Annotated in this window: 11 protein-coding genes and 1 tRNA gene; 8 read left to right on the top strand and 4 right to left on the bottom strand. The window is 41.2% G+C overall.

Going from position 1 to position 13,716, the window contains the following annotated elements:
- The first annotated feature begins 5 nt into the window (after nucleotides 1-5).
- Entirely contained in the window at nucleotides 6-1,523 is a 1,518-nt protein-coding gene (purF, locus tag WAX86_RS10680) for an amidophosphoribosyltransferase (protein ID WP_341488774.1), read from the top strand.
- Nucleotides 1,524-1,724: 201 nt separating this feature from the next.
- Here the strand turns inward: purF and WAX86_RS10675 are convergent, their stop codons facing one another.
- Together WAX86_RS10675 and WAX86_RS10670 are read right to left on the bottom strand one after the other, a co-directional pair.
- Nucleotides 1,725-2,324, bottom strand: a complete 600-nt coding sequence (locus WAX86_RS10675) for a Yip1 family protein (protein ID WP_341488773.1) — start codon at nucleotides 2,322-2,324, stop codon at nucleotides 1,725-1,727.
- 287 nt (nucleotides 2,325-2,611) lie between these two features.
- Nucleotides 2,612-3,487 carry a LysR family transcriptional regulator gene (locus tag WAX86_RS10670; protein WP_036763424.1) on the bottom strand — a complete coding sequence of 292 codons (876 nt, stop codon included), beginning with the start codon at nucleotides 3,485-3,487 and terminating at the stop codon, nucleotides 2,612-2,614.
- 322 nt (nucleotides 3,488-3,809) lie between these two features.
- On the opposite strand from WAX86_RS10670, the gene WAX86_RS10665 reads away from it, so the two are divergent.
- Nucleotides 3,810-4,862 carry a response regulator gene (locus WAX86_RS10665; protein ID WP_341488772.1) on the top strand — a complete coding sequence of 351 codons (1,053 nt, stop codon included), beginning with the start codon at nucleotides 3,810-3,812 and terminating at the stop codon, nucleotides 4,860-4,862.
- Nucleotides 4,863-4,914: 52 nt separating this feature from the next.
- Here WAX86_RS10665 and WAX86_RS10660 read toward each other — a convergent pair whose 3' ends face one another.
- Nucleotides 4,915-6,303 carry a peptide MFS transporter gene (locus tag WAX86_RS10660; protein WP_341488771.1) on the bottom strand — a complete coding sequence of 463 codons (1,389 nt, stop codon included), beginning with the start codon at nucleotides 6,301-6,303 and terminating at the stop codon, nucleotides 4,915-4,917.
- A 435-nt stretch (nucleotides 6,304-6,738) separates the two neighbouring features.
- Between WAX86_RS10660 and rfaH the strand changes: the two genes are divergently transcribed.
- Nucleotides 6,739-7,236 carry a transcription/translation regulatory transformer protein RfaH gene (gene rfaH / locus WAX86_RS10655; RefSeq protein ID WP_036764870.1) on the top strand — a complete coding sequence of 166 codons (498 nt, stop codon included), beginning with the start codon at nucleotides 6,739-6,741 and terminating at the stop codon, nucleotides 7,234-7,236.
- Nucleotides 7,237-7,323: 87 nt separating this feature from the next.
- On the top strand, nucleotides 7,324-8,226 hold the full coding sequence (gene galU, locus WAX86_RS10650) for a UTP--glucose-1-phosphate uridylyltransferase GalU (protein WP_005298251.1): 903 nt from the start codon (nucleotides 7,324-7,326) through the stop codon (nucleotides 8,224-8,226).
- A 297-nt stretch (nucleotides 8,227-8,523) separates the two neighbouring features.
- On the opposite strand, the gene folD is transcribed toward galU, so the two are convergent.
- The gene (gene folD / locus WAX86_RS10645; protein WP_341488770.1) at nucleotides 8,524-9,384 is read right to left on the bottom strand and encodes a bifunctional methylenetetrahydrofolate dehydrogenase/methenyltetrahydrofolate cyclohydrolase FolD; all 861 of its coding nucleotides are present in this window, start codon (nucleotides 9,382-9,384) and stop codon (nucleotides 8,524-8,526) included.
- A gap of 257 nt (nucleotides 9,385-9,641) precedes the next feature.
- Here folD and WAX86_RS10640 point away from each other — a divergent pair.
- From WAX86_RS10640 to clpX, 4 genes are all read left to right on the top strand, one after another.
- Nucleotides 9,642-9,718 (top strand) — tRNA-Arg (locus WAX86_RS10640).
- 511 nt (nucleotides 9,719-10,229) lie between these two features.
- Nucleotides 10,230-11,528 (top strand): trigger factor, encoded by a 1,299-nt coding sequence (tig, locus tag WAX86_RS10635; RefSeq protein ID WP_005298254.1) that lies wholly within the window; start codon nucleotides 10,230-10,232, stop codon nucleotides 11,526-11,528.
- 105 nt (nucleotides 11,529-11,633) lie between these two features.
- Nucleotides 11,634-12,257, top strand: a complete 624-nt coding sequence (gene clpP / locus WAX86_RS10630; protein WP_005298256.1) for an ATP-dependent Clp endopeptidase proteolytic subunit ClpP — start codon at nucleotides 11,634-11,636, stop codon at nucleotides 12,255-12,257.
- Between the two features lie 112 nt (nucleotides 12,258-12,369).
- A complete protein-coding gene (gene clpX, locus WAX86_RS10625; RefSeq protein ID WP_065171109.1) occupies nucleotides 12,370-13,650 on the top strand; it encodes an ATP-dependent protease ATP-binding subunit ClpX in 1,281 nt (426 codons plus the stop codon).
- The last annotated feature ends 66 nt before the right edge of the window (nucleotides 13,651-13,716 follow it).

Here is a 13,716-nt window from a genome sequence, read left to right as displayed (position 1 = left end):
ACAAAATGTGTGGTATTGTCGGAATCGTGGGGGAAACTCCTGTAAACCAGTCTATTTATGATGCGCTAACTGTGTTACAGCACCGTGGCCAAGATGCAGCTGGTATTGTTACCTTAGAAAGCAATCGTTTCCGTCTGAGGAAGGCTAATGGTTTAGTACGAGATGTGTTCCAAGTTAAGCACATGCAGCGCTTACAAGGAACGGTCGGAATTGGCCATGTACGCTATCCAACTGCTGGTAGTTCTAACGCTTCAGAAGCTCAGCCATTTTATGTTAACTCTCCCTATGGTATCTCTTTAGCTCATAACGGCAATTTAACTAACGCCGATGCCATTACCGCCTCTTTGTTTGAACAAGCTAAACGTCACGTCAATACCAACTCCGATTCTGAAATTCTTCTTAATGTTCTTGCCTATGAATTGGAAAATGCTACCTCTTATCCATTAACACCAAATGACATCTTTACCGCAGTAAGTAATGTTCATCGCACGGTTAAAGGTGCTTACGCCGTTGTGGCTATGGTGATTGGCCATGGTCTGATTGCTTTTCGTGATCCAAATGGCATTCGTCCTTTGTGTATCGGCCAACGCGAAATTAATGGCATTACCGAATATATGGTGGCATCAGAATCCGTTGCGTTAGATGCGGTAGGTTTTACCTTTATGCGCGATGTCGCCCCTGGTGAGGCAATCTACATTACGTTTGATAAACGAGAGCTGTTTACTCAGCAGTGCGCTGAAAATCCAGCATTAAACCCATGTGTGTTTGAGTTTGTTTATTTTGCTCGTCCAGATTCGTTTATTGATAAAGTCTCTGTTTATGCAGCCCGTGTATTAATGGGGACAAAACTTGGCGAAAAAATCAAACGTGAATGGGACGATATTGATATCGATGTTGTGATTCCTATTCCGGAAACATCGTGTGATTCAGCATTAGAAATTGCCCGTACATTGGACAAACCGTATCGCCAAGGCTTTGTTAAAAACCGCTATGTTGGTCGTACTTTTATCATGCCTGGACAACAAATGCGCCGTAAATCTGTGCGTCGTAAACTCAATGCAATTAACTCTGAGTTTAAAGATAAAAGTGTATTGCTGGTGGATGATTCTATTGTACGAGGTACCACTTCTGAGCAGATTATAGAAATGGCTCGTGAAGCTGGGGCTCGTAAGGTTTATCTCGCATCAGCGGCTCCTGAAGTTCGCTTCCCAAATGTGTATGGTATTGATATGCCATCTGCTCATGAGTTGATTGCTCATGGTCGTGATGTGGATGAAATTTGCAAAATGATCGGAGCCGATGGTCTGATCTTCCAAGATCTGAGCGATCTTGTTGATGCAGTCGCGCAAGGTAATCCAGATATCAAACTGTTTGAGACTTCTGTTTTTGATGGTAACTATGTGACAGGGGATGTCGATTTAGCATACCTTGAACATCTTGAAGCACTTCGTTCTGAAACGGCAAAACGTAAGCAAGAGAAGCTGCAAGATCTCGCTAACCTTGAGTTGTATAACGAAGGGTAGTTTCGAAGATTACGAGACTAATAGATTGCGAGTTTCGAGAAAAAGCGGGTAGAATGAATGTATTGACATAAAAATGAATATGTCTAAGAATTTCGCTACTCGCTACTCGCTACTCGCTACTCGCTACTCGCTACTCGCTACTCGCTACTCGCTACTCGCTACTCGCTACTCGCTACTCGCTACTCGCTACTCGCTACTCGCTTAATGCTCAAACACCGGCCCCATTCCATAACTCCATAAAATCACCGAACTCGCAATAATACTCACCAAAAGCACAAGACCTGACGTTACTATAGAACTGGCGTAAATAAAGCCTTGCTCTTTAGGGATGTGCATCAAAATTGGGACGCCGATGTAAAGTAGGTACACCGAGTAAGCAACGGCACATAACCCAACTAACATCAAAAACCAAACATGTGGAATCAATGCCGCAAAGCTGGCCATAAAAATAGGGGTTGTAGTATACGCTGCTAACTCAAGGGCTTGGGCGTAAGTTGGATTGGAACCAAAAGTATGGCTCATCCAATAGGTCAAATAGGCGAGGGCGATAACCCCCATAATCAATGCGCAATACATTGCCAAAGACATATTTAAAGCGCTAGTTGCGGTTAAATATATAGGCTCGCCAATTCCAACATCCCATCCAATATAGACACTTGATAAATAAGCCATTACAGGGGGCATTAAAGCAAAAATAGCAATATGTACTAAGCTGACAAGGATGGTTTGATGATGTTTATCTACTCTATGCCACTCTTGGATTGGGTTACGATAAAAACCCACGACATGTTCCCAAATCATAAGCAGAATCCCTATTAAAAAGGTAAATACGAATGGAGATGCTTATATTAAGGTGTAGTTAGATTTGTGATGAAGCGCAAGGAAATTAGGGAAGAATCGGTGACGAGATTAAGAGATTAAGAGATTAAGAGATTAAGAGATTAAGAGATTAAGAGATTAAGAGATTTAGAGATTTCGGGTGGGCGAGTTTCAAGATAAAGCGAGTAGTAAGTGTATATTGACATAAAAATAAATATGCCAAAACTTTCGCTACTCGCTACTCGCTACTCGCTACTCGCTACTCGTCTTTACAAATCAAAGTAATGACTTGCAAAGTCGATAAACAGACGTAGTTTCTCTGGTTGATAATCACGGTGGTTATAAATCAGATACACATCACGAGGGTTTGCAGACCAGTTCTCTAGAATACGAACAACTTCACCTGATTCGATGTAGTTTTCTAACATTACATCCGGCATCAAAGTGATACCAAGGCCAGCACAACAAGCTCGGCGAACGACATTTAATTCACTCGCTTCAAAACGACCACGCTCAGTAATTGTAACTGTTTCGCCATTGTGATTAGTTAAACGCCAGCGCAGCAGAGGGTTACCTTTAAGCAATGAGTGCTCGTGCAGATCTTGAGCGTGCTTCGGTGCTGGGTTTTTCTTTAAGTACTCAGGACTTGCAACCAGAATATCTTTTACTTCATTGATACGACGAGCGATCAGTGTTGAGTCACGTTGAGGACCAACGCGGAAGATAACATCCCAATCAGTTGGATCGAGTTGATCGGGTTCGTTGCTCATATAAAGTTGAATGCTAATTGCCGGATGCTCGACCATAAATTGGTTTAGCATAGGTTGTAACATCACTTTCGTAACGTTACTTGGCGCTGCAATGCGAAGTTTACCAGCGGCACCTTTACACTCTTCACTGATATGCTCAGTAGTATCAACCAACTGTTGCAATAAAGGAGCACAGTCATCATAAAACTTATGACCTGCTTCAGTAAGTGAAAGCTTACGGGCGTGACGATTCAATAGACGAATGTTCAGGCATTCTTCCAGTGCTTGAATTCGACGCGTCAGTGTGGCAACTGGCACCTGGGTTTTGCGTGAGGCAGCGGTATAACTGCCATTTTCCACAACCATGCGGAATAAGTTTAGATCGTCAAGTTTCATATAAACGTCAATACTGAAAACTGATAATGGGGAATTGTATAACAAAACGGGTCAAATATATCCCAAAAAAATAAAAGTTTTGCTAAAAAAGACAAAAAGTCTAATAAATCGCCATTATTTCCAATTTTGTTTGGCTTTTAAGGAAATATATTTTGAACCTGTTAGCAAATTTAGCAACTATTAAACGCTTTTAACAAATAAAAATCATATTAAAAGCATTTTCCACTATGCTTATACCTATATAGATGCCTAATAAATCAGCATGATAATTGTGATTTATTATATTCATCTTTTTTTTATCTAGAGTTGGAAGTAGAAGTACATGTCATTGCTTGAAGGAAAAGACATTCTGATTGTGGAAGATGATCCTATTTTTCGCAATATGGTTTCAGCTTTTCTCCAGCATCAAGGTTGTTCTGTTCGGTATGCCGAGGATGGGTTACAGGGACTAAAAGCGCTACAAAACGCGATTCCTGATTTGATGTTGTGTGATTTATCGATGCCGATAATGTCGGGAATGGAGTTTGTTGAAGAAGCCGTAGTTCAATACCCTATGCTGCCTATCATTGTGGTATCGGGAACGGGGGCAATGGCAGATGTTGCAACAGCGCTACGATTAGGGGTTAAAGATTATTTGGTAAAGCCTTTAGACAATTTTATGGTGCTAAAGTCTGCCATGATGACAGTATTTAAAGCTGCTGATATCCAACAAGGTAATGCTGGTGATGCTTCTACCACTTGGCCGCAACGTAACGATACGATCGATGAAGAGCTTGCGTGGCATTTTGAGGAGTTGGATAACGATCCTATTGCAGCCAGAGAGTTATTAACGGGATTGATGCCTGAAGTAAAATCCAGTTGTGGCAGTTGGCAATTAAACTACTACGTACTGCAAACCACTGATAAGGCACCTGTGCTTTTAGACTATACTTGGCTAATGGATGGTCGATTGGCTTTTTATGTTATAGATTGTAGTTCGTGTCCAAGCCATGGTACGGCGACAGCTCTGCTTATACGCGCTTTTTTCAATGACTATTTACGTCAACAACGAGTACATGAAAGCCATATTATTGAACTACTACAAGAAATTGAAAAACATATAAAAAACTCTCGTTATACCTCTAATATTAAGTGTATTTTTGGTCTGTTTGATGTAGTAAACCATCAACTGAATTTAATGCCTGCTGGAATTGGCGGAAGTGTTCAAACCAGTGAAGAAAATCATACTATTTCAGGGCAAGCATGGTTAGGACAGAAAGCCTTTTTTAATCAAGGTTTTAAGCTGAAAATTGCACCTTCAGGAGCTAGATTGTCTTTGAGTGAAATTGATTGTGCTAATTTTAGTATTACTTTGCAGCACATCCCAACACATTGACTTATAAAAAAGGCGATCTAATGATCGCCTTTTTTACTTGAAGATGAAGGGATTAAGCGTTTGCTGTTTTCACTTCAACTTCTTCTTCCGTCTTATGACCTTCAGCGCCATGCATCCAATCAATCAGTTTATTTGATAGAAGAAGCAGTAAAACACCTGCCACGATTGCCGTAATCGCAATACCAGAGAAAATAGCCAATGGGCCTGTTTCACCTAGACGAGAACCGACAATACCAGCGACATAGTTCGCAATGGCATTAGCTCCAAACCAAGCACCCATCATAAGAGAAGCTAGACGCAGAGGCGCTAATTTTGTCACTAGTGATAGACCGATAGGAGATAGGCATAGTTCACCAATAGTATGGAAGAAATATGCGCCAACTAACCACATCATAGAAGTTTTAACTGTTAGATCGCCACCTTGCTCTAATGCTGCACCGATCATACAAGCAAAACCTAGCGCAAGAGAGAACATTGCTAATGCAAATTTCACTGGTGATGCTGGTTCATTTTTACCCATTTTCACCCAAATTGACGCCAAGATAGGGGCACAGATAATAATGAAGAATGGGTTTAGTGACTGGAACCATGCCGCAGGTACTTCAAAACTACCAATCATACGGTTTGTGTACTCTTGAGAGTAAATATTCATAAGACCGCCCGCTTGTTCAAAGCCTGCCCAGAATACGATTACAAAGGTACACATCACTAAGATAACTTTTAGGCGATCGCGCTCTACTTTTGTTAGAGGCTCTTGCTTACCGCTCTTGTTCATTGCCGCTGCACGATGCGCCGCTGGAACTTTACCGATATTACCTAATAGACGCTCTGCAAATAGGAGCTGAATAATAAGGCTCATTGTCATACCGATACCAGCACATAGGAAGCCCGCTTTCCAGCCATATACTGTAGAAGCAGTACCTGCAATAACACCTGCAAGTAGAGAACCGATGTTGATCCCCATGTAGAAGATAGTGAATGCACCGTCACGGCGATGATCACCTTCTTTATATAGGTCACCAACCATAGTTGAGATATTTGGCTTAAATAGACCGTTACCAACAACTAAGAATCCTAAACCGATATAAAAGAATGTCACGGCATGAGGGTCAACCATACTGTGTGGTAGGGCCAAAGTGAATTGACCAATTGCCATTAAGATACCACCAATGATGATAGAACGGCGTTGGCCTAAAATGTTGTCGGCAATCCAACCACCAATAAGAGGCGTGAAATAGACAAGACCTGTGTATGTTCCGTATAGCTGTAATGCGTCTTGAGTCGACCAGCCTAAGCCGCCATTAATGGTTTTATCTGTCAAATATAAAACCAATATTGCGCGCATGGCGTAGTAGGAGAAACGTTCCCAAAGCTCTGTACTAAACAGGAGGAACAAGCCTTTTGGGTGGCCCATAAAAGTGCCACTACTTTGATTGCTCATGATGATTCTCTGTATTTTAATTATTTGTGTGTTTGCTAATGCTGCTAGCTTTATAAAGCACAAAGCAATATACCGCAAGTTTTAACAAATTCAGAACAAATGAAAAACATTATAACTGTATGAAATATAATGTTTTGTGGTTTTTTTAAGCTTGTTTTTAATTTGCTATATCTCTAAGTGTTTTTTCTAAATAATCTATTAATGACTAAATCTATGGTTGTTTGTTATTATTTTTTGAATTTCTTTAGTGTTTTATTCTGTAAAATTGATTTTTTAATGGATGTTACATTTTTAACCTGAGTTATTTTCCCTTATTCTCTTTGGTTAAGAATGGATAATATTCCAGCATCTAATAGGAGATGTGAGATCGAGGATGGTAACTTAGTAAGGGATCGGTATAATTTTAGAGATACATTAATAGTTGATGGGCTCATGATGAAAGGTTGGTATTTACTTTATTGCAAGCGAAGTGAACAAGAGCGAGCAGTGATCAATCTTGATCGTCAAGGGGTTGAGTGTTACTACCCACAAGTTCGCATCGATAAAATTGTTCGAGGCAAAAAGCAGGAAGTTTTAGAACCATTATTTCCAAGCTATGTGTTTGTTTATTTTGATCCAGAACAAGTGAGTTATACCTCGATCCGTTCAACTCGAGGTGTAGCAGATTTTATTCGTCGGGGATCAACACCTCAATTAGTACAACAAGAACTCATTTATCAATTAATGATGAATGAAGACTGCGACGAACACAAAGAAGCGTTATGCGAGTTACCTAAACCTGGTGATTCATTAACCTTGTCGCAGGGTCAATTTAAAGGGATTGATGCCATTTATCAGGAAGCTGATGGTGAGAAGCGTTCTTTTATGTTGATCAATTTACTTGGACGTGCCGTGACTGTGAGTGTTGATAATAAAGATTTGATTAAACGCTAACAAAAAGAATAGGGCTCTTTTGCTAGTATAGAAATCAGCTCATAAAAATGGGTATTTATTTCTAATTATTATATGAATGGATAATCAATGAACAATTCAGTACGTAAAGCCGTTATACCAGTTGCTGGCTTAGGCACTCGCATGCTACCTGCAACAAAAGCCATTCCAAAAGAGATGTTGCCTATTGTTGATAAGCCGCTAATTCAATATGTTGTGAATGAATGTGTTGCTGCGGGTATTAAAGAGATTGTGCTTGTAACACATTCATCAAAGAACTCGATTGAGAACCATTTTGATACATCATTTGAGCTAGAAGCCACATTAGAGCAGCGTGTTAAACGTCAGTTATTGGCAGAAGTTCAAGCTATTTGTCCTCCTGACGTCACGATTATGCATGTTCGTCAAGGACAAGCAAAAGGCTTAGGTCATGCTATTTTGTGTGCACAACCACTAGTTGGTGATGCTCCTTTTGCGGTTGTGCTTCCTGATGTTATTTTGGATGACGCTGCAAGTAACCTAGAAACTGATAATCTAGCTAAAATGGTTCAACGCTTTAATGAGACTAAAGTCAGTCAGGTAATGGTTGAGCCTGTTCCTATGAACGATGTATCAAGCTATGGTGTTGCTGATATCGGTGGTGTGGAGTTAGGTGCAGGTGAAAGTTCACCAATGACAAAAGTGGTTGAAAAACCGCCAGTGGAAGAAGCGCCTTCAAACCTTGCTATTGTAGGCCGTTACGTGCTTCCGGCTGAAATTTGGTCTCTACTTGAGAAAACGCCAGTGGGTGCAGGTGGTGAAATTCAGCTAACTGATGCCATTGATATGCTGATGAAGCAGCAAGAGGTTGATGCGTTCCATATGTCTGGTAAGAGCCATGACTGTGGTAATAAGCTAGGTTATATGGCTGCATTTGTTGAATACGGCTTACGCCACTCAGATCTTGGCGAAGACTTTAAAGCGTATCTACAAGATGTAGTTAAAGGACTTTAAAGTTAGCTCGTTAAAGAAAAATTGGAATAAAAAGCTAGGAGTAGGGTGTTAGATTCTCAATCTCGCTAAAGTAAAATTCCAAGTTTTCCAATTTGAGTACAGCGAGTAGGAAAATACATTGACATCAAACTAAGTATGTTGACAATTTCGCTACTCGCTACTCGCTACTCGCTACTCGCTACTCGCTACTCGCTACTCGCTACTCGCTACTCGCTACTCGCTACTCGCTACTCGCTACTCGCTACTCGCTACTCGCTACTCGCTACTCGCTACTCGCTACTCGCTACTCGCTACTCGCTACTCATTAGAATGATACTGTTCACACGCCAGTAGAGTATTTTCAATCAAGGTAGCAACAGTCATCGGACCCACACCTCCTGGTACAGGTGTAATGTATTTGGCACGAGTTTTAGCAACATCAAATTCCACATCACCGCACAATTTTCCCGTATCTAAACGGTTAATGCCCACATCAATTACCGTCGCTCCCTCTTTAATCCACTCGCCCGGAATAAAGTTTGGTTTACCTACGGCAACAACCAATATATCTGCTTGACGTACATGACCTTCTAAGTCTTGAGTAAAACGGTGACAAGTAGTGGTTGTCGCTCCAGCAAGGAGTAGTTCAAATGTCATTGGGCGACCAACAATATTTGAAGCCCCAACGATAACGGCATGTTTGCCGCGTACTGGAATATTATAACGCTCAAGTAGGGTAATAATCCCTTTAGGAGTGCAAGAACGCAGTTTTGGAATACGCTGGCTTAAGCGACCAACGTTATAAGGGTGGAAACCATCAACATCTTTATCTGGAACAATTGATTCTAAGATAGTCGTGGTATCAATACCTGCTGGTAGCGGCAGTTGAACTAAAATCCCGTCGATTATTGGGTCGTTATTTAATTCAGCGATTAAATTGAGTAACTCAGACTCAGTTGTTGTGATTGGCAAATCAAATGATTTTGAGACAAAGCCAACTTCTTCACACGCCTTACGTTTACTATTTACATAAACCTGTGATGCAGGATCTTGACCAACTAAAATTACCGCAAGGCCAGGAGCGCGTAGCCCTGCTTGGGTTCGTGCTGCTACTCTTGCGGCAACTTCCTGTCGAACTGTTTGAGAAATTAATTTCCCGTCAATAATTTGAGCCGTCATGATGTTCCTTTCGATAAATACCGATTGGTTATAAGTAGATAAAAGCATTGTCGCAGATTCTGTGATTAAGATCTATAACGCAATCGTTTGCGTTGGGGCTGGAAAGTATCTAATTGGGGCTACATATTAAGTAGAAGAATGATTTTTTCTTTTTTTGTTGGAACTTTAACCGCTTGAAAGCAAAAAAAGAAAAAAATATTGACCTTATAAGTCGGCAACGTATAATCCAAATCCGTAACGTAATGTTACACAATGATGCGCCCTTAGCTCAGCTGGATAGAGCACGTCCCTTCTAAGGATGTGGTCGCAGGTTCGAATCCTGCAGGGCGTGCCATTTCCTCTTCTTTTCTGTTCTACATTTTCTGTTTCAAATTCCCTGTTTTGTGATCTATTTTTCATTTTAAATAAAAAATTTTTATTCTATTTATTTAAATTTGGCTTTTTCAGTCAAGCGATCTGATCTTCGTAATATTCCTTAATTGCTGATTAAATTGTTAACTTGTTCGTTTTTCCAGCTCTTAATGTCTCTAGAGTGTTAAAAAAGCCACTTTTTTTATAGTTAAGGGTTGAAATGCCCGTAAATGCCCCTATTTTGTAAAACAGTTTAAGAACTATTTGTGTCTTAGGGCGGTTCTCGACTGTTTGTCACTCTGCCGTTATAATGACGCGCTTTAATTTCTTACCTATGGTTTTCTACGATATCTCGTTGTAGAGGGTTAGGTAAGAGGTTAATCAGAATTAAGGCGTTATGGTTTAAAACCGTAACACGAAAAGGATGCCACCATCAGTGATTGACTGATCGGCAACATCACTCAGAATACTGAGTAAGTTTGAGGTTAAATAAAATGCAAGTTACCGTTGAAACCACTGAAGGTCTAGAACGCCAACTAACTATCACAGTTCCTGCAGCTAACATTGAAGATGCAGTAACTGCAGAGCTTAAGAAAATCGCTAAGAATCGTCGTTTCGATGGTTTCCGTCCAGGTAAAGCACCACTTAAGATGGTTGCTAAAATGTTTGGCGCATCTGTTCGTCAAGACATCCTAGGCGAAGTAATGCAGCGTCACTTTATCGAAGCTATCGTTAAAGAGCAGATCAACCCAGCAGGCGCTCCTACTTTCACTCCAGTAGAAATGGCTGAAGGTCAGGATCTAGTATTCAAAGCAACTTTTGAAGTATTCCCTGAAATCGCTCTTCAAGGTCTAGATAAAGTTGTTGTTGAGAAGCCAGTTGTTGAAGTAACTGAAGCTGACGTTGATAACATGATCGAAACTCTACGTAAGCAGCAAGCTACTTGGACTGAAGTTGATGCTCCAGCTGTAGCTGACAGCCGCGTAACTATCGATTTCGAAGGTACTATCGACGGTGAAGCATTTGACGGCGGCAAAGCTGAAGGTTTCGCTCTAGCTATGGGTCAAGGTCGTATGATCCCTGGTTTTGAAGACGGTATCGTTGGTAAGAAAGCGGGTGAAGAGTTCAACATCGAAGTAACTTTCCCAGAAGAATACCACGCTGAAAACCTAAAAGGTAAAGCTGCAGTATTTGCTATCAAACTATCTAAAGTTGAAGCTCAAGAGCTTCCAGAACTAACTGAAGAGTTCGTTGCTAAGTTTGGTATCGAAAACGGTTCTGTAGATGCACTTAAAGCTGAAGTTCGTAAGAACATGGAACGCGAACTTAAGCAAGCGGTTAAAGGTCGCATCAAAGAGCAAGCAATCAACGGTCTTATCGAGCAAAACGATATCGCAGTTCCTGCAGCTCTTATCGATCAAGAAATCAATGTTCTACGTCAGCAAGCTGCACAACGTTTTGGCGGCAACGCACAGAACATGCCAGAGCTTCCACGTGAACTATTTGAAGAGCAAGCTAAGCGTCGCGTAGTTGTTGGTCTTCTTCTTGGCGAAGTGATCAAGTCTGAAGAGCTAAAAGCTGATGAAGAGCGTGTTAAAGCTATCATTGCTGAAATGGCTTCTGCATACGAAGATCCAACAGAAGTTGTTGCTTACTACGAAGGTAACGAGCAGCTAATGAACAACATGCGTAACATTGCTCTAGAAGAACAAGCAATCGACGCAATCGTTGCTAAAGCTCAGGTTTCTGATAAAGAAGTTGGCTTCAACGATCTAATGAATCCTGCGGCTTAATTCGCTGAATTTATTGTAGAGATTTGACTTTACTGCGAATCTTCTGCTAACAATGGTCCGTATGAGTCATTTCATTCGGACCATTTATTTTAGGGATAATAAAGTATGAGCTACCAAGAAAAAAATGCCATGTCGCCAATCTTAGATGCGCTGGTTCCTATGGTGGTCGAGCAGACTTCACGTGGTGAGCGTTCTTACGACATCTACTCCCGACTACTAAAAGAGCGTGTGATTTTCCTTACCGGTCAGGTAGAAGATCATATGGCAAACTTAGTTGTTGCCCAGTTGCTATTCTTAGAATCTGAAAACCCAGATAAAGACATCTACCTATACATCAATTCACCAGGCGGTAGCGTAACAGCGGGTATGTCTATTTATGACACCATGCAGTTTATTAAGCCAAATGTGAGCACTGTATGTATGGGCCAAGCGTGTTCTATGGGTGCCTTCTTACTCGCTGGTGGTGCTAAAGGTAAACGTTACTGTCTACCTAACTCTCGCGTGATGATTCACCAACCATTGGGCGGCTTCCAAGGTCAAGCATCGGATATTCAAATCCATGCGCAAGAAATTCTTACTATCAAGCAGAAACTAAACAACCTACTTGCAGAGCACACAGGTCAACCTCTAGAAGTGATCGAGCGTGATACAGATCGTGATAACTTCATGTCTGCAGACCAAGCGGTTGAGTATGGTTTAGTGGATGCCGTTTTGAGTCACCGTAGCTAATTCTGGCTGTGCGTTGTAAAGGAAATATGTATTTTGCAGCGCAAATGAAGTTGGAATGTTGTACACTCAAAACAAGGTAAATAGGGATTATTCCCGATTAAGAGGTTAGCGAATGACAGATAAGCGAAAAGAGAGTGGTAGTAGTAAACTACTGTATTGCTCTTTCTGCGGTAAAAGTCAGCATGAAGTTCGCAAGCTAATTGCAGGCCCTTCTGTGTATATCTGTGACGAGTGTGTCGATCTTTGTAACGACATCATTCGCGAAGAAATCAAGGAAGTTTTGCCTAAACGCGATGGCAGTGAATTGCCGACTCCGCAGGAGATTCGCCACAATCTTGATGATTATGTAATCGGTCAAGATCATGCGAAAAAGGTACTTGCGGTAGCCGTATACAACCACTACAAGCGTCTTCGTAATGGCGATACTAACAGTGATGGTGTTGAGCTAGGTAAAAGTAATATCTTACTGATCGGTCCTACCGGTAGTGGTAAGACACTTCTAGCCGAAACTCTAGCGCGCATGTTGGATGTTCCATTTACTATGGCCGATGCAACAACGCTAACTGAAGCGGGTTATGTTGGTGAAGACGTAGAGAACATCATTCAGAAATTGCTGCAGAAGTGTGATTATGACGTAGCAAAAGCTGAGCGTGGTATTGTTTATATCGATGAGATCGATAAGATTTCTCGTAAGTCTGATAACCCATCAATCACACGTGATGTGTCTGGTGAAGGTGTTCAGCAAGCTCTGCTAAAACTGATTGAAGGCACAGTCGCTTCTGTTCCGCCTCAAGGTGGTCGTAAGCATCCACAGCAAGAGTTCTTACAAGTTGATACTTCTAAGATTCTATTTATTTGTGGTGGTGCATTCGCAGGCCTTGATAAGGTAATTGAGCAGCGTGTTGCAACAAGTACTGGTATCGGTTTTGGTGCTGAGGTTCGTTCTAAAGATGAATCACGTACTCTAACTGATCTGTTCTTGCAGGTTGAACCAGAAGATTTGGTGAAATTTGGTCTAATTCCAGAGTTTATCGGTCGTCTACCTGTTACTGCAACATTAACTGAGCTGGATGAAGATGCGCTTGTTCAAATTCTTCGTGAGCCTAAAAATGCCCTAACTAAACAGTATGGTGCGCTTTTTGAGCTTGAAGGTGCTGAGCTTGAGTTCCGCGATGACGCCCTAGTTGCTATTGCTCGTAAGGCAATGGAACGTAAAACAGGTGCTCGTGGTCTTCGTTCAATCGTTGAAGCGGTACTACTTGATACCATGTACGAACTGCCATCAACCAAAGGCGTTAGCAAAGTTGTGATTGATGAATCAGTGATTAAAGGTGAATCTGAGCCTCTACTGATTTATGAAAACACAGAAAACCAAGCAGCTGGTGCTGAATAGTTGGTTAATTACTGTTCGTTTGGAACAAAAAAAGGAGGCATCAGCCTCCTTTTTTATTTTCTATGA

This window comes from Photobacterium damselae subsp. damselae (assembly GCF_038086725.1).
Classification (GTDB): domain Bacteria; phylum Pseudomonadota; class Gammaproteobacteria; order Enterobacterales; family Vibrionaceae; genus Photobacterium; species Photobacterium damselae.
This window is presented reverse-complemented; position numbering and strand designations above follow the sequence as displayed.